Raw genomic sequence first — 17,093 nt, 5'->3', positions numbered from 1 at the left:
ACACAAACTCTAAACTGCTAATCGTTAAAATCGTTTCAATCATACCATCTTCAGAATATGCTTATATTGCCTCAACATCTTGATCACAGGCTATATCGCAATCTTAGTTCATTTTAAATAAGCTATATAAAACCATGGGGTATATATATTTTCTCCTCTACCTAATAAGCATAGACCTATATAAAAATTTATCAGCTTTCATTTTTACTTGCCTTCATCAAAAATAAGGAATAGCTGACTTTTTGTCCTTCTATTATTTTTTCATCATAAAAAAATGTATTTGATTGTATATCCTTGAATCCCACACTTGTTAAAATATCTTTTAAATCCTCTTGATTAAAACCATTATGCCCATCAAAATCCTCATATTCTTTATGAAAACTCCCATCTTCTTTATCTAAATCCACAATACATAAACTTCTCTCTTCATTTTTCAGTATCCCAAGTTTCTGCGTAATCATTAAAACTCATTTCTTAATCCTCTCCCCCAACTCACTTATCAATAAGCTATTTTACTATTTAGTATTAACTCAAATTAATTATTAAAACTTATAACCAACAATCATCTTGTCCATTTATTATACTATAAGCTATATTTTACCATGTGATTACAAAAAAATATATTCCCTTTATTAATATAGTGGATTTTTCAAAAATCAATAAAATAAACAGTCAAAGGCATTGTTTCCCTCAACTGTTTCCATTAAAATTTTTATTAATTTTTATTATTAATTATCTTCATTATCAAATTTAAGCTTAGCCAAAGCCTCCGCAAAAGGATTATTAAATGGTTCTTCATCCTTCTTATTTTTATTTTGATTTTTAAGATATTTTGATACATCTTGCTTCGATGCTTTATTATTATCTTTTTTCTTTCTTTGTTCAAAAGAAGATAACTTTTCTCTATAACCACATTTACATGCAAATATTTGTCCTTCTCCTTCTCCTCTAAGCTCTAATTTTTTATGACAATTAGGACACCTTGCATTAGTAATTCTGGCTACGCCTTTTCTATGTCCACATTCTCTATCTTGGCATACTAACATTTTGCCTTTTTTGCCATTAACCTCAAGCATGTATTTTCCACATTCTGGACATTTATTTCTTGTTAAGTTATCATGTCTAAACTTACTATCACTTGATTTTATTTCTTTAACCACTGATTTAGAATATTCTTTCATTTCATTCACAAAGGTGTTTTTATTCAAAGATCCTTTTGAAATTAATTCTAATTTTTTCTCCCATTCTGCTGTTAAGGCTGGGGATTTTAATTCTTCTGGTACAAGCTCTAATAATTGTTTTCCTTTAGACGTTATATGAATATCTTTGCCTTTCTTTTCAATAAGAAAAGTATTGTATAATTTTTCAATAATATCTGCTCTTGTAGCAACTGTTCCAAGTCCGCCAGTTTCTCCAATTATTTTTTTCAAATCTTTGCTTTCTTCAGCCATATATTTTACTGGATTCTCCATGGCTGATAAAAGAGTTGCTTCATTGAATAATGCTGGCGGCTTTGTTTTCCCTTCAGTTTTAACAATATTCAATATATTTAACGAATCCCCTTTATTAATATCAGGTAAAGTTTGATCTTTAATATCTTCACTTGTTTCTTCTTCTTGCATATTGTTTTTATAAACTATTTTCCAACCTTCTTTTTTAACTATTTTTCCTTTAGCAACAAAGATTTCGTTACCAATTTTAGCTTTGATAGTTGTTTGTTCATATTCAAAAGGTGGTAATAAAACTGACAAAAATCTTTTCACAACTAAATCATATATTTTTCTTTCTTTATCATTAAATGCACTAATATTAACATTCTGCTCTGTTGGAATAATAGCATGATGATCTGAAACTTTTTTGTTATCCACAAATGCATTATTTGCTTTTATTGGATTTCTCATTATTTCTGAAGCTATTGCAGAATAGTTACCAAATCTACATGCTTTTACTCTATCTTTTAAAGTATCTACAATATCATCAGTAATAAATCTTGAGTCTGTTCTTGGATACGTTAAAACCTTATGGCTCTCATATAATTTTTGCATAGCAGAAAGAGTTTCTTTAGCTGAGAATCCATATATTTTATTTCCATCCCTTTGAAGCTCCGTTAAATCATATAATTGAGGTGCATATTTTTTCTTATAAGTTTTTGAAACTTCAATTATTTCCGCATTTTTATTTCTTAAGCTTTTATAAATATCTTCAACTTTGTTTTTATCAAAGCTTCTTAAATCATTAGTATTTTTATCTTGCCAAGTAAGAGTTAACCCTTTTGCTACTGCATTAAGCCCGTAGAAACTCTTAGGTTTAAATTTTTGAATTTCTTCTTCCCTTGTATCAATAATTGCAAGGGTTGGTGTTTGTACTCTTCCGCAAGATAATTGAGAATTATATTTACAAGTCAAAGCACGAGTTGCGTTTATTCCTACAACCCAATCCACCTCTGATCTTGCAACTGCAGAAGCATATAAATTATCATATAGTTTCCCATCTTTTAATTTATTGAATCCTTCTTTTATAGCTTTATCTGTAACTGAAGAAATCCAAAGACGTTTTATTGGTTTATTCACATGAGCTTTTTCTATAATCCATCTTGCTACTAATTCGCCTTCTCGTCCAGCATCAGTTGCTATAACTATTTCTGAAACATCTTTTCTAATCATTTGATTTTTAACGGCTGTAAACTGCTTTCCACTTTGTTTAATAACTACTAGCTTAAATTGAGCAGGTATTATAGGCAATTCTTCCATACTCCACTGTGCAAACTTTTTATCATAAGCTTCCGGATCTGCCAAAGTTACTAAATGACCTAAAGCCCAAGTAACTATATATTTTGCTCCTTCCAAATATCCATTTCCTTTATTGTTACAATTTAAAACTATAGCCAATTCTCTTCCAACAGAAGGTTTCTCAGCAAGTACTAATATTTTACTCATCTAAACAATCCTCTCAATTTTAAATTACTTTATACTAATTCCATCCCATATCATATCATAAACTTGGTCAAAACTATTTTCAGATATACAGCATTTACCTGATAGATTATACTCGCTAATTCCTTCCACTGAAAAAAGTAAAAAAGCAAAAATCAAGCTATTATCTACATCTTTTATAATTCCTTGTTCTTTATAATTGTTTATAATTTCATTAATTTTCTTATAACTACTTAAATTTTGGTCGCATTGATCATGCAAAGCCGGACAACTTTTAAATTGCTTTATAAAATAATACTCATCTTTATTTGAAAGTATAAATTCATAATACGCTTTAGATATAAGATAAAAAGTTTTTTTTGCTTGCATTAAGTTATCAGTATCTCTAAGTATAAATGAAATCATTCTATCTTTTAATTCTATATAAAGTTCCTTTAGCATTTCTTCTTTATTCTCATAATAAATATAAATGGTAGCAGGTGACACCCCAGCTTTTTTAGCAATTTTGGAAACTGATGTACCATGGAATCCTAGTTCTTGAATAAGCTCTATGGCAGCAATCTTTATGCTTTCAATTTTTTTATCATCTTTTATCCTCATTTACCATCGTTCCCTTCTCATTTTTTGTTGCTTAGTAAAAATTAAAATAATTCTTCCATTATACTTTATTGTAAGTGAATGTTCATTCAGTTGTCAAACAAACTTCAACTTGATTAATAAATTTATAAAATACTCATATTAATCAAGCTGATTTCCTGGAAATTTTTAAATATTATTTTTATTTTCTTAAGTTGAAAGGATTATTATACAAAGCTGTCTTAAATAAATAAGGATATTTCCCCTGTAAATGTCTCATATATTGAACCCATTCATAAACAATATATTTATAAACTCTTATTATATCTGACTCAATATGTTCCTCATCCTCTTTGGATAATTTATCTAGATCTCTAGCAAGTAGTTCTTCTTCTACATGGAAAACTGCATTTAATAATTCTGCAAAAGTCTCGTGTTCTAACAAATTTGGATTTTCTAATAATCTTATTAAAAATTCTCTTTTAGAAGTTAGAAACTCTTTAACTTCATGCAAATCTACGCCTTCAATAGAAATAGAGTATTCATAGTTTTTAAGTATCTTTAAAAGATTATTATACTCTGCTTTATTACACTCTTCTTTTATTATCATTGCAGATCTTATTCTATCCACATTAGGATCCAACTTTACGCAAGTTTTCATAATAGATGTTCCTATTTCAATAAAAAATACACCTATCACCATATTCAATTTTTGCATCATATTTTCTTTTTCTCTTTTTTCTATTACTTTATCAATTAACAAAGTAACCACTAAAACTTCTATAGGTATAAAAGCTAAATCCTCTAAAAAAAACGTTAGAATATGATGGAAGTCTTTAAATATAGCGTAATTTATAAAATATACTATAAATGATAATAGCACCAATAATACTCCTAGTTTCACCTGCCATTTAATCTTAGAATTTTTATTCACTTTTTTCCTCCCCCTTTTTCCTCTCCCTTGTATCACAAATTATATCCGCTCTACTTCTTTTAATTTTATTTACCCCATCTACTGTAAAATCAAATATTTCCTTTAAAAAATCTAATCTTTTGATATTTCCTTTTTCCATATCATACAGCTTTTTTTCTAATCTTCCGGTATAATCTGTGTCCATAAGCTCTTTTATAGGGAAAGTTTCAATTAATTTTATACCTTTCTCTGTTACTAATAAAGATTTACCCTTAGCTACAATATAACCTGCATATTTTAGCTTATTTATAGTCTCTGCCCTAGTTGCTGCTGTACCTATAGAGTATCCATATAATATTTCAGTACTCTCTTCTTCTTCATCACTACTTTTACCCTTACCACAGGTTTCCATAGCTTTAAGCAAAGATTTCTCAGTATGGTGCGCTGGTGGCTTCGTTTTCTTGGATAATACTTTTAATTCCTTCATTTTTACCATATCATCTTTTTCTACTGGGGGTAATAGTTCATCCTTTTTCTCATCATTATATAGCTTTAACCAACCCTCAATTTTCAATATTTTACCTTTTGTCACAAATAACCTATCATGAACATCACCTTTTACACTTGTAATTATTTTAGTGTTTTCATATTCTGATGAAGGCATAAATTGTGATATAAATCTATTTTTTATAGCATTATATACATTCATTTCATCCTTTGATAAATTTTTAGGTATGATATACGTAGGAATGATAGCACTATGGCCTTCAACTTTGCTGTTATTAAAAACTTTCTTTGTATCACTAAAAACTATTTCATCTTTAAAAGGTAAATTTCTAGTTAAAGTCTGTAATACTTTTTCCGCCTTTTCTTTTAAACTTTCTTCTAAAGCAGTACTCTCTGTTCTAGGATAGGTAATGTATTTCTTTTCATAAAGGCTTTGAGCTACTTGTAATACTTTATTTGAAGTCCATCCTTTATACTTACTTGTTATATACCCTTGTAAATTACTCAAATTAAATAAGCTTGGTGGATTAACCTTGTTTATTTCTACTTCTTTCTCTGTTATTAATCCATCTTTACCTTGAATTTCATCCTTTAATTTTTTTATACTTTCTTTATTGGAAAATTTTTCTTTTTTGCCATGAAAAAATTTACCTTTATATTCACCTTTTTCGTTTTTAAATACTGCATTTAACTCAAAAAACTCTTCTACTTTAAAATTATTTATTTGCATGTCTTTATCATATATCATTTTTAAAGTAGGCATAAGCACTCTTCCTATATTTAACAAGTTGCCTTTACCCCTAGAATACTTCATTGTAGCCATAGAAGTGAAATTTATTCCGATAACCCAGTCTGCCCATTGTCTACAAATTCCTGCATCTTGAAGACTTTTCATTTCTGCATTAGTTTTAAGAGTATTTAATCCTTTCTTTATTTCTTCTGGTGTCCATTCATTAATCAAAATTCTATATATAGGTTTATTGACTTTTAAATATTTAAATATAAGTAGGGCAATAAGTTCCCCCTCTCTATCAAAGTCGGTGGCAGATATTATTTCTGTAATATCTTCTCTATATGCTAACTCCTTTATGACTTCTAATTGTTTTTTTGCTCCTGCATCAATAATATTCCTGTTTACCCCGTCATTTTTTATTCTGTACTGAAACTTTTGGGGTATATAAGGGAAATTATCATAACTCCATAAAGCTAGTTTAGGATCATAGTCCTTACAATCATATAAAGTAAGTAAATGTCCAAACGCCCATGTAATCACATAATCGTCACCTTCTAAATATCCATTACCTTTTTTCTTGCATCCAAGAGCTTCCGCTAAATTCCTTGCTACTGAAGGTTTTTCAGCTAGTATTAATCTGCTCATTTAATCATCCTCACAAAATTTATTAATATACCCATAATATTTTACCACAATAAATCAATAGTTAAAAATCAATGTTACTAATTCCTTATTAATTGTGCTAAAATAGAATCTATAATATTATCTTAATTGAAATTTATTGGTTATTTCTGTTTAAAGTTATATCCAGTTTGGTATAATATTATAATAAGTTAAGTAAAAAATCTTCTACCTATATAAATAAGCAAAATAAAATTATACTGGAGGGTCTTTATGATAAAATATGATGAAAAAACCTATAAGGCAGTAAAAGTTGCAGGTGCCGCAAATATCGCTATAGGAACTATAACTATTGTTATGGGTGTAACTTTAGGTGTGATTTCTATTGTTTGTGGTAGTAATCTTCTTTCTAAAAAGAAAAATTTAATTGATTAATTAATTTACATCAATTAATGCGCTCTAATTTTAAAAACAAAAGCAGAAAATCATTAGATTTTCTGCTTTTAACTTGAACTACTTTTATCTACAATACTAATTTTATTATATAAAAGTTATTTCCTAAATACGCCACACTATCCATATTTAATCCAACTTCTTTAGCATATTCTTCAACTCGATCCACACTTATTCTGTGATTAATCGGAGGACCAACTTTTCCTTCTACTTTATTCCAATCTAAAATAATAATACTCCCTTTTTCATTTATAATTTTTTTACATTGAAGTAAAAATTCTTGTGGGCAATCCACTTCATGTAACACCGTTGAAGAAAAAACCATATCGCAACTATTCTCTAGTAAATCAAAACTCTCTTCACCAGCTTTCATAGTTATAATATTTGTGATTTCTGCTTCTTCTGCTTTTTTTTCTGTTTCTATAAGCATTTCATTACTAATATCTATAGCATATATCTTACTTTTAGGCCCTACAAGTTTTGCAATAGGAATAGAAAAATATCCTGTACCGCATCCTATATCTGCAATTACCATGTTTTTTTCTATCCCTATAATATTTAAAACTTTATCCGGAGGAAGAAGTTTTTTTCTTTCCGGACTATCTAATTTATTTTTGTTTTGAGGATCGAATTTTTTCATTTTAATTTATCTCCTTTAGTACTCATTATAAATCATAGTTGCACACTAAAAAAATATTCTGTATCTTTAAATTTTTTTGTTTCATTTGAATTAATTATTTTTGGAGAATATCCAAATTCTTTTGACGCAAAGTAAATATGACTAAGCCCTATTCCCATATCTAATTCTCCGTATTTACCTAATAGTTTATTAGTAATAAAATTATTTTTTTTATAAAAATCAATTCTATTATCTATGAAATTAATTCTCCATGGTTGTGAATTAACTGCTGAAGGTGCTGATAGTAGTGCTTTGAAAATAAATTCGTGCTCTGTATTTTTTTCTTCAAGCATTAATTCTTTCATTGATATTCTTTTTCTTTGTTCTACAACTGAAAGTTTTTCTAATGGATACCCTAAAGCAATCATAATAATATATCTTTGGTTATCATCCATTTCAATTATATTTCTTAAAATATTTTCATCTATTGGACTTCCTAGCCAACAACTCCCAACCCCTAAATTTGTAAGTTGAAGTACAATTTGCTCCCCAACAAATCCTATATTTTCCTTGTAGCCATCTTTAATTTCTGAAGTAAGTATAATATAATGAGGAGCTTTTACCTTAAAATACATATTCTTTATTCCTTTAAATGTTTCTTTCATTTGATTATAATTAACCAATTTGGCTTTAAATGAAATACTTTCATCCAAAGGCTTAACTTCATCAATAATGGAATCAATTTTCTTTAAATCCTCCTGTTCAATACTACCTTCCTTATACTTTCTAACAGATTTTCTTGTATTAACTCTATCTATAAAATTCATTATTATCATCCTTTCATATAAATATTCAATAATACCATTCTACCACTAATACTCATTTATTATTATTAATTTTTATTATATAGATAAACATTGCGTATAAATTAATAGTTGAACTAGGATAACTATACTATGATATACTATAATATACTAAACTTAATTTAAAAGGAGAAAATATGGATAAAAATTTAATTATAGAAAAAACAAAAGCCTTTGTAAAAGAAAAACTTGATGGTGAGGGTACCGGTCATGATTGGTGGCATATACTTAGAGTTTATAAATCAGCTGTTTTTATAGCTAAAAAAGAAAATGCCAACATTTTTGTAGTTGAACTAGCTGCTTTATTACATGATATTGCTGACTGGAAATTTCATGATGGAAATAGTAATATAGGGGCAGAAATATCCTCCAAATGGCTAGAAAGCATCGGAGTTGATTCTATCTATATTGATCAAATTTGCACTATAATTAAGACTTTGTCTTTTAAAGGTGGCACAGTTGATTCAACTCAATACACTATAGAAGGTAAAGTTGTTCAAGATGCAGATAGGCTAGATGCAATTGGCGCTATAGGAATAGCTAGGACTTTTGCTTATGGTGGAAATAAAAATAGAGAAATGTATAACCCCAGTATACCACCAAAATCATTTAATGATTTTAATCAATATAAAGACGCTAAAAATACCACTGTAAATCATTTTTATGAAAAACTATTGAAATTAAAGGATTTAATGAATACCTCATCCGGTAAAGAAATTGCTAAAAAAAGACATGAATTTATGGAAAATTATCTTACTGAATTTTATAACGAATGGAATTGTGAAGATGTCAATTAACCATTGCTATTAGTGCTAATAAAATTAGCCTCTTTTATAAAAAGGCAATTAAAGTTTTTATATTCTTTCATTGCCTTTTTAGCTGAGTTTTTTTATATTTTTCATAAAAGAACTGAAATTAGCAACTTCCTTTTTAGTTAAAGTATATAAAATAAAAACTGAAACAACAAATAATATTAATAAAATAACATATGGTATTACTACTGTTTTATTTATACGATATGTAATACAAAAAAATACTAAAGTTATAAATAATATTATGTATCCTCTATAGCTAAATTTAATAAATCTATCTCTTCTTTTAAATCTAAAGAACAAATATACTATTTCATTAGTTTCTTTGTTTAAATTACTGTCTATTAACCATTGTTGATAGTCCTCACTATATTTGATTAGTAATGCTACTACTAAAGCACCAAATGATAATATTTCAAACATAAACTCCCCCCTAAAACTTCTTTCACTTATATAGACGTTTTAGTCACAAAAAAAGTTTCATAATATTTATTAACAATTTGTATCAAATTTTTCTAAAACATACTTATTTGCTCTAAAGACTTTTCTTTAAGATTTGATACACTGATTCCTATGAGTCTAATATCTAAGTTTAAGTCTATTTCTTTTAGTACTTGTCCCCCTACTATAATAATATCCTCAACTTTATAAAAATATTCATTCATTGTCTTACTTTTTGTATGACTTATAAAATCAGAAGTTCTCGTTTTTATAGTTAAGGTTTTTGCTGCTAAATTTCTTTTTTCCAATGAATATGCTATGTTTTTAGAAAATCTTTCTACATATTTTTGTAATTTATCTATATCATTTATATCCCGTTTTAAAGTTGTTTCCCTACCAATTGATTTTACTTTTCTAGAAATTTTTACTTCTCTATTATCAATTCCTCTTATTCTATTATAAATTTCATGTCCATATTTACCAAAATAACTTTCAAACAAATCTGTGGGTATTTTCATCAAATCATTTACCGTATAGATGCCTATGCCGTTAAGTTTTTTAGTTGATTTTTCTCCTATTCCATATATTTTTCTAATAGGTAAAGGTAATAAAATTTCTGGAACTTCATTTTCTTCAATAATTTTTATTCCATCCGGCTTATTCCAATCTGATGCTAGTTTAGCCAAAAACTTATTATAAGATATTCCTACTGATATAGTGAGCCCAGTTTCTTCTTTTACCTTTTTTTTTATTTTTTTTGCTATCATTAATGATTCATCTTCAATATTCGAAATATCAAGATAAGCCTCATCTATTGATAAAGGCTCTACTAAATCTGTTATACTAAATAGAATCTCGAATATTTGAGAAGAAATTTCTTTATATCTTTCATATCTTACGGGTACAAATATTCCAAAAGGACATTTTTGTTTTGCAATATAAGTTGGCATGGCTGAATGTACTCCAAATTTTCTAGCTTCATAGGAGCAGGTACAAACTACACCTCTTTCTTCTGTTCCCCCAACAATTACTGGTTTACCTTTTAAAGAAGGATTATCTTTTTCTTCTATTGCAGCAAAAAAAGCATCCATATCTACATGTATAATTGAACGTTTCATATTTATATCCCCCTCACTTTCAAAAAAATTTACTCTATTTAAATTTTATAATATCTCTATTATTTTTATACAATAATTTTATTACTAATTGATTATAATACCAATAGCTCTTGGAAAATAATTAATAAATTATAAATATTCTCGAAAATAATAATAAATCAGTATGCTTTATAGTTGTTTTTATAGTATTATTTATATATGTGTTACTTATAAATATAATATTTAAAGGAGAAATCTATTGTTCGGATATGTAATACCATGTAAAATGGAACTAAAGATAAAAGATTACGAAAAATTCAAGGCTTACTATTGTGGTTTGTGTATTTCTATAAAAAATCAATTTGGTGAGCTTCCAAGATTGGCATTAAACTATGATATGACCTTTTTAGCTATTCTACTGGATTCATTAGCTAATACTAAAAATACTTATATCAAGAATAGATGTATTGCACATCCTTTAAAAACTAGAGTAAAAGTTGTGGACTCTACCGCAATCGATTATGCCGCCTTTTGTAATGTTGCTTTACTTTATTATAAATTACTGGATGACTTTAATGATGATAAATCTATAAAAGCCAAAATAAAAGCTGGTTTTTTACAAAGATATATAAAAACGTCAGATACGCAAAAAATTAATCAATTAAATTTTATTGAGAAAAGACTAAAGGAACTTGATAACCTCGAGTCCAAAATTGATGCTTCTTTATTAGATGAGTTATCTCATCCTTTTGCTGACTTAACAGCTTATATAATTTCAAATTATGCAGAAGATATAGATATTAAATTTGATCTTTATTGGCTTGGGTATAATTTAGGAAAATGGATTTATATAATTGATGCTTTTGATGATTTAGAAAAAGATATGGCTTTGAAAAAATTTAATGCTATTGAAGCTAGTTTAAATAAGAATAATCTATTATTTCAAGATTTTAAAATTAAAATTGAAAATAGAATTGACGTATTACTTTGTGATTGTGCTAGAAGTTGCTATGAGTATTTTTGTAATTTACCCATAGAAAAAAATAAATTGCTAATAGAAAATATCCTTCTCTTTGGATTACCTGAGAAAATGGACATAGTATTTAAAAGGAGAGTAGAAAATAATGAGAAATCCCTATGAAGTGATAGGTGTCAAAGAAAATGCATCCATGGACGAAATTAAGAAAGCTTATAGACAACAAGCAAGAAAATATCATCCCGACCAATATGGTGATAATCCACTAAAAGATTTAGCCGAAGAAAAAATGAGAGAACTAAATGAAGCCTATGATTATTTAGAAAAAAATAGTTCTACTAATAATTCCTCTAAAAACAACTCTTCAAATAATTATTCTTCATCACAAAATTCCGGCAATGGTTCTTCTGGATATGATTATAACAAAATAAGAATGGATATACGTTCTGGAAATCTATCCGCTGCAGAACAAACTTTAAATAAAATAAAAATTCATGATGCTGAGTGGAATTATTTGATGGGACTACTTTATATTCAAAAAGGTTGGCAAGATGCAGGTTTTAGATATGTATCAACAGCTTCTAAAATGTCTCCTTCCAATCAAGAGTATAGAGATACATTGAATTTTATAAATACTAAAAATAATTCCTACAGACAACAATACTATGGTAACCGTGGTGGAGATCCTGATTTCTGTAATATTTGCATGAACTTATGGTGTTTAGATACCTTCTGTGAATGCTTTGGTGGCGATTTAATAGGCTGTTGTTAAAGGAGTCCTTCTATATGAATAAAGCATCTAACATGGCAAAAGGCGGTATGATTACAGCCCTAAGTATTATACTGCTATACTTTAGTTCAATTATGCCAACGAATAAGTTGTCCTTTATTGTTGTTGCTTCTTTTTTAATACCAATAGCAATAATAAATCTCAACTTCAGAACAAGTGTTATTATATATTCTGCCATAAGTCTTTTAAGCTTATTTTTGTTGCCTTTAAAAGGTATAAGTATACTATATATACTTTTTTTTGGAGCTTATGGATTTATAAAATTTCTTATTGAAAAAATAAGAAAAGTCCCTATTGAAATATTTCTCAAATTGGTTTATTTTAATATTGTTTTAGTTATTTTGATTTTATTATACAAACAGTTTTTTGCTACTATGATTGATATTAAATACTTAACAACTTATTTAGTGGTTTCCATTATTCTTGCCCAACTATTATTTATGGCTTATGATTATTTGGTAACCCTAATGATACAACGTTTTTCAAAATTTAAATTTTAATTATATTACTTTTCAGTAATATAGATTGGAGCAACCTATGAGCTTATTTAACCAAAACTCAAAACAATTTGACGATAACATTCTTTATGTTATTACAAATTATTTTTCATGGATTTTTGTCTCAAATGTCTATTTTATACTACTTAACATTCCATTTATTTTTATGCTTACTTTTGGGTCATTAGTTGTTACAGAAGGGTATATTCCAATTTTTATTGCTTCAACTATTACAATAGGACCCTCTCTTACAGCTCTTTATTCTACCATGGGTAAACTTATAAGAGATAAAGATATTTCTTTAACAAAAAGTTTTTTTAAGTTTTATAAAAACAGCTTTAAGCAATCCTTTTTACTATGGGGATTAATTGTTTTATTAATAGAGCTTTTGTATTTTGATATAAGTTTAATTAATGCAAATAATTTGCCTGCATTTTTATCAAATATATTTTTAAGCTTTATAATTATTATTTTATTTATATCATTAACTATGTTCCCTATAATATCAAGATTTTATTTTAATACAAAAGATCTTTTAAAATTATCATTTTTTTATAGCTTCAAAAGAATTAAACACTCAATACTAAACATAATTATTGTTGTTGCTCAAATTTTGATTTTATCTATATATCCTCAATATACAACTTTCTTTGTTTTTAGTGTAGGTGCATATGCTATAATGTATAATTCAAAAGACTTTTTAACTGAAATAGAAGAAACTTTAATCCCAAACAAATAATACTACATAATAAAAGCGGAACAGATATTCAATTATCTGTTCCGCTTATTTTATATTTTACTAAAAATTAGCTATAACATATTTCTCAGCTTCTAAACACCAAAGCCCTTTATTAGCTTTTACTATTTCACTTAAAGCTTTAAATCTTTCATCAGCATTACCTTTTTCTTCGAAATCATCAATAGCTGTTAACTCCATATCTATATGTGGATAAATAAGTTTTTTCCCACCTGGAATATTAGGTAGATTTAAAATAGTTTCTGGAACAGCCTCTAATCCACCAATATGCGTTACCATAACAGCTGGGTTTATTGTGCCTTTTGCTGTCATCTCTAAAGACTCAATCATATCCCCTGTGCTTCCACCACTTGTTCCTGCTATGTGAGTTGATGCATAATGTACATTATAGAAATTAAAACTAGCTGAGAATTTATTATCTGTAGGGCCTGCGAAGAAGTTTAAACAACCATCTCTTCCAAGAATATTTCCACCCATTTCTACAACTGGTTTTACTGGTGCATATACAAATACATCATCATACCCTTCTCCATTTGTAAGTTCCATTAAATACTCTTCACCATTCTCTACTTCATTTGTGTTTACATAGTGAAGCTCAACTCCATTTCTCTTTGCTTCCTCCACTGTTAAAATACTTTCTGCTCTTTTCAATCTAGCTGCATCTATATCTGATACAACTAACAAACTAGGCTTTCTATCACAGTGAATTATATAATCTATAGCCCCCATACCCATAGGACCAGCTGATGCTAAAAGGGCAAGTTTACCACCTTCTTTTATTCCCATGAAATGCTCATATACGAAGTCTTTTGTATGATAATTTGCATGGAATGCTCCTATGATACATGACATTGGCTCTGCTAAAGAAGCATCTGCAAAAGATTCTCCTTCATATTTTAATAAACATCCAAGTTCCATACACTCATGAGGAAGTATTGTATAAGTTGCATTTCCTCCAAAATATTTATATGAATATCCCGGTGAATATGGACTACCTAAATAGTTTAATGCAGGTTGAACCGCAAATTTATCCCCTGGTTTAAATTGATCTTGCCATTTAGCTCCTACTTGAACTATTTCTCCTGAAAATTCATGTCCTGTAATAACTGGGTTTTCTGCAATATCTTCTGGTACTCTTTTATGCTCTGAACCAAGTTTTGCCGCTTTGTATGTTGACATACAAATACTATTTGAAATAACTTTAGTTAAAATTTCATCATCCTTTATTTCTGGTAATTCAAATTCTTGTACTCTTATATCATTTTTTCCATGTATTCTAGCTGCTCTTGTTTTCATTTTTATCATTCTCCTTAAATATATTTATATTCTACTTCTTTTGAAATTCTTATTATATCTTCATATTCTGGTGCTTGTGTACCCTCCATCATAACAGCTGCTGTTCCTGCTGCAACAGATAATCTTACCACCTCATCAAAAGGATAGTTTTTATCTAATGATAATGCTAACGCTGCTACCATTGAATCTCCAGCACCAACAGTACTTTTAACATCTACTTTAATTGGTTCAACTATTAAAGTTTTCTCTCTTGTAATAAATATTGATCCATCTCCACCTAAGGAAACAACTACAAGCTCTACACCAAAGTCAAACAACTTTTTAGCACACTCTATAACTTCATCTGTTGTATTTAATTTTACACCATATAATCGTTCTAATTCATCAATATTAGGTTTTACTAAATATGGTCCAGCTTTAATGCTTTCTTTTAGTAAATCTCCATCAGCATCTATAATAACTTTTGCCCCTTTTTCTTTTGCTTTCGTTATCATATTAAAATATACTTTATTACTTAAGTTTTTAGGTATGCTCCCTGAAAGAACCAATACAGATTCTTCATTTATAGAATCTTGAACTTTTTTCTCAGCGTTAAACAACTCTTCTTCTGAAATAAAAGGTCCATTCTCATTAATGTCTGTATATGTTTTATTTTTTAAATCTACAACTTTAAGATTTGTTCTTGTTTCTCCTTGAGTTATAACAAAATTATTTTGTATTCCAAAGCTATCTAGTTGTTGTTTTATAAAGTTTCCTGCATTACCCGCTATAAATCCAGTTGCTAAACTTTCGCCGCCAAGAGATTTTATAACTTTAGAAACATTTATTCCTTTACCACCTGCATCTACTCTAGATCTTTTTTCTCTATTGATTTTTTCTAAATTAAAATCATCTATTTCCATTGTTTTATCTAATGCAGGATTTAAAGTAACTGTAACAATCATTTTATTACCTCCTAGAACTACATATTTACAAAAGTTTTATATATTAAATCAGCATCGTTAGTTTCTATTAATTTTTTCACATCAGATTCATCTTCTAATGCAGTGGCAATATTAGATAAAATCACTAAATGCTCATCACCTATGCCAGCTATACCTATAACTAGATTTGCAATGTTTCCATCTCCAAAGGAAACTCCTTCTGGGTATTGTAACACAACAACTCCTGATTTTTTAATGTATTTTTTAGCTTCTCCTATTCCATGAGGAATTGCTAAGTTGTTACCTATATAAGTTGTAACAATTTCTTCTCTTTGTAGCATTGCATCAATGTAAGGCTCTTCTACATAACCACCCTCAACTAATAGCTTACCTGCCATTTTAATTGCCTCATATTTATCTGTGCTTTTTATATTTAATTTAATATTTTCTTTTCTCAATACTGTATTTTCTGTTTCTACCATTTTTGATTTATCTTCAGCAACTACTTCTTTATTTCCACTATTTAATGAACTTAATCTTTCAACTATTTTATCATACTCTGGGCTTGTTAAGAAATCAGTTATTGATACATGTTCTGCAGTGGGTGCATTTGTTTTAGCTCTTGAAGTCAAAGATTCATGGCTAATTACTAAATCTGCATCCGCTGGTATTTCGTTAATAGCATTATTAACTACCGTTATATTTAATCCAACTTTATTTAATTTTGATCTTAATTTAGATGCTCCCATTGCACTTGAACCCATTCCTGCATCACAAGCAAATACTATTTTTTTGATATCTTTTGTTATTTTAACAACTGAAGATTCTTTACCTTTTAAATCTACCATTTTAGCTTTTGCTTCTTCTAATTCTTCGTCATTACCTTTTCCTCTTTTAATGAAGAATCCAGCCACTAAGAAAGATACCACTGCTGCTACTACTATCCCTGCAAGTACTGGTATTAATCCACCTTTTGGTGTCATAAGCATTATAGCGAATATACTTCCTGGTGATGCTGCTGCTACTAATCCTGCTCCTAATAATGTGAATGTAAGTACTCCACTTGCTCCCCCAGCTATTACAGCTAATATTAATACTGGATTCATCAATACATATGGGAAATAAATTTCGTGTATTCCACCTAAGAAATGTATGATTATTGCTCCTGGTGCTGAGTTTTTAGACATTCCTTTACCAAATACATAGTATGCACATAAAATTCCAAGCCCTGGACCTGGATTTGCTTCTAATAAAAAGAATACTGAACTTCCAATTTCTTTTGCTTG

The 17,093-nt window shown here is 28.3% G+C and carries 18 protein-coding genes; 6 read left to right on the top strand and 12 right to left on the bottom strand.

Annotated features, from left to right (window positions below; genetic code table 11):
• Positions 1-191: 191 nt before the first annotated feature.
• The 5 genes from BUB83_RS10035 to BUB83_RS10015 form a co-directional block, all read right to left on the bottom strand.
• Positions 192-461, bottom strand: a complete 270-nt coding sequence (locus tag BUB83_RS10035; protein WP_073338337.1) for a hypothetical protein — start codon at positions 459-461, stop codon at positions 192-194.
• Positions 462-728: 267 nt separating this feature from the next.
• A complete protein-coding gene (locus BUB83_RS10030) occupies positions 729-2,936 on the bottom strand; it encodes a DNA topoisomerase III (RefSeq protein ID WP_073338336.1) in 2,208 nt (735 codons plus the stop codon).
• 24 nt (positions 2,937-2,960) lie between these two features.
• Positions 2,961-3,533, bottom strand: coding sequence for a TetR/AcrR family transcriptional regulator (locus BUB83_RS10025; protein ID WP_073338335.1), 573 nt, complete (start codon positions 3,531-3,533; stop codon positions 2,961-2,963).
• Between the two features lie 178 nt (positions 3,534-3,711).
• Positions 3,712-4,443: a hypothetical protein gene (locus tag BUB83_RS10020; protein WP_084133502.1), complete on the bottom strand. Its 732-nt coding sequence runs from the start codon at positions 4,441-4,443 to the stop codon at positions 3,712-3,714.
• A complete protein-coding gene (locus BUB83_RS10015; protein WP_073338334.1) occupies positions 4,436-6,307 on the bottom strand; it encodes a type IA DNA topoisomerase in 1,872 nt (623 codons plus the stop codon). The genes BUB83_RS10020 and BUB83_RS10015 overlap by 8 nt, the downstream gene beginning before the upstream one ends.
• Before the next feature lie 249 nt (positions 6,308-6,556).
• Here BUB83_RS10015 and BUB83_RS22205 point away from each other — a divergent pair, with 249 nt between their 5' ends.
• Positions 6,557-6,718 (top strand): hypothetical protein, encoded by a 162-nt coding sequence (locus tag BUB83_RS22205; RefSeq protein ID WP_200801464.1) that lies wholly within the window; start codon positions 6,557-6,559, stop codon positions 6,716-6,718.
• A gap of 88 nt (positions 6,719-6,806) precedes the next feature.
• Here BUB83_RS22205 and BUB83_RS10010 read toward each other — a convergent pair whose 3' ends face one another.
• A complete protein-coding gene (locus BUB83_RS10010; RefSeq protein WP_073338333.1) occupies positions 6,807-7,376 on the bottom strand; it encodes a class I SAM-dependent methyltransferase in 570 nt (189 codons plus the stop codon).
• Between the two features lie 32 nt (positions 7,377-7,408).
• On the bottom strand, positions 7,409-8,182 hold the full coding sequence (locus BUB83_RS10005) for a nitroreductase family protein (RefSeq protein WP_073338332.1): 774 nt from the start codon (positions 8,180-8,182) through the stop codon (positions 7,409-7,411).
• A gap of 173 nt (positions 8,183-8,355) precedes the next feature.
• On the opposite strand from BUB83_RS10005, the gene BUB83_RS10000 reads away from it, so the two are divergent.
• Positions 8,356-9,015, top strand: coding sequence for an HD domain-containing protein (locus tag BUB83_RS10000; protein ID WP_073338331.1), 660 nt, complete (start codon positions 8,356-8,358; stop codon positions 9,013-9,015).
• Positions 9,016-9,093: 78 nt separating this feature from the next.
• Here the strand turns inward: BUB83_RS10000 and BUB83_RS09995 are convergent, their stop codons facing one another.
• Both BUB83_RS09995 and BUB83_RS09990 read right to left on the bottom strand, forming a co-directional pair.
• On the bottom strand, positions 9,094-9,453 hold the full coding sequence (locus tag BUB83_RS09995) for a hypothetical protein (protein WP_073338330.1): 360 nt from the start codon (positions 9,451-9,453) through the stop codon (positions 9,094-9,096).
• 92 nt (positions 9,454-9,545) lie between these two features.
• Complete coding sequence (locus tag BUB83_RS09990; RefSeq protein WP_073338329.1) at positions 9,546-10,589, bottom strand: DNA polymerase IV; 1,044 nt, start codon at positions 10,587-10,589, stop codon at positions 9,546-9,548.
• A 238-nt stretch (positions 10,590-10,827) separates the two neighbouring features.
• On the opposite strand from BUB83_RS09990, the gene BUB83_RS09985 reads away from it, so the two are divergent.
• Genes BUB83_RS09985 through BUB83_RS09970 form a run of 4 tightly spaced genes read left to right on the top strand, consistent with a single transcriptional unit; the run spans position 10,828 to position 13,570 of the window.
• Positions 10,828-11,709, top strand: a complete 882-nt coding sequence (locus tag BUB83_RS09985) for a DUF5685 family protein (protein WP_073338328.1) — start codon at positions 10,828-10,830, stop codon at positions 11,707-11,709.
• Entirely contained in the window at positions 11,693-12,316 is a 624-nt protein-coding gene (locus tag BUB83_RS09980; protein ID WP_073338327.1) for a J domain-containing protein, read from the top strand. The genes BUB83_RS09985 and BUB83_RS09980 overlap by 17 nt, the downstream gene beginning before the upstream one ends.
• A gap of 14 nt (positions 12,317-12,330) precedes the next feature.
• Entirely contained in the window at positions 12,331-12,834 is a 504-nt protein-coding gene (locus BUB83_RS09975) for a hypothetical protein (protein ID WP_073338326.1), read from the top strand.
• Positions 12,835-12,871: 37 nt separating this feature from the next.
• The gene (locus BUB83_RS09970; RefSeq protein WP_073338325.1) at positions 12,872-13,570 is read left to right on the top strand and encodes a YesL family protein; all 699 of its coding nucleotides are present in this window, start codon (positions 12,872-12,874) and stop codon (positions 13,568-13,570) included.
• A gap of 60 nt (positions 13,571-13,630) precedes the next feature.
• Here the strand turns inward: BUB83_RS09970 and BUB83_RS09965 are convergent, their stop codons facing one another.
• The 3 genes from BUB83_RS09965 to BUB83_RS09955 all read right to left on the bottom strand — a co-directional run.
• Positions 13,631-14,884: a zinc-binding dehydrogenase gene (locus tag BUB83_RS09965; protein WP_073338324.1), complete on the bottom strand. Its 1,254-nt coding sequence runs from the start codon at positions 14,882-14,884 to the stop codon at positions 13,631-13,633.
• Positions 14,885-14,898: 14 nt separating this feature from the next.
• Positions 14,899-15,828 carry a 1-phosphofructokinase gene (gene pfkB, locus BUB83_RS09960; RefSeq protein WP_073338323.1) on the bottom strand — a complete coding sequence of 310 codons (930 nt, stop codon included), beginning with the start codon at positions 15,826-15,828 and terminating at the stop codon, positions 14,899-14,901.
• A gap of 17 nt (positions 15,829-15,845) precedes the next feature.
• On the bottom strand, positions 15,846-17,093 hold a 1,248-nt coding region (locus BUB83_RS09955), incomplete at its 5' end, for a PTS sugar transporter subunit IIA (RefSeq protein ID WP_159434069.1).

The sequence above is a fragment of the Clostridium grantii DSM 8605 genome, from assembly GCF_900129965.1.
Taxonomy (GTDB): domain Bacteria; phylum Bacillota; class Clostridia; order Clostridiales; family Clostridiaceae; genus Clostridium_AF; species Clostridium_AF grantii.
The sequence above is the reverse complement of the archived record's forward strand: the minus strand, read 5'-3'. Positions and strand labels throughout refer to the sequence as shown.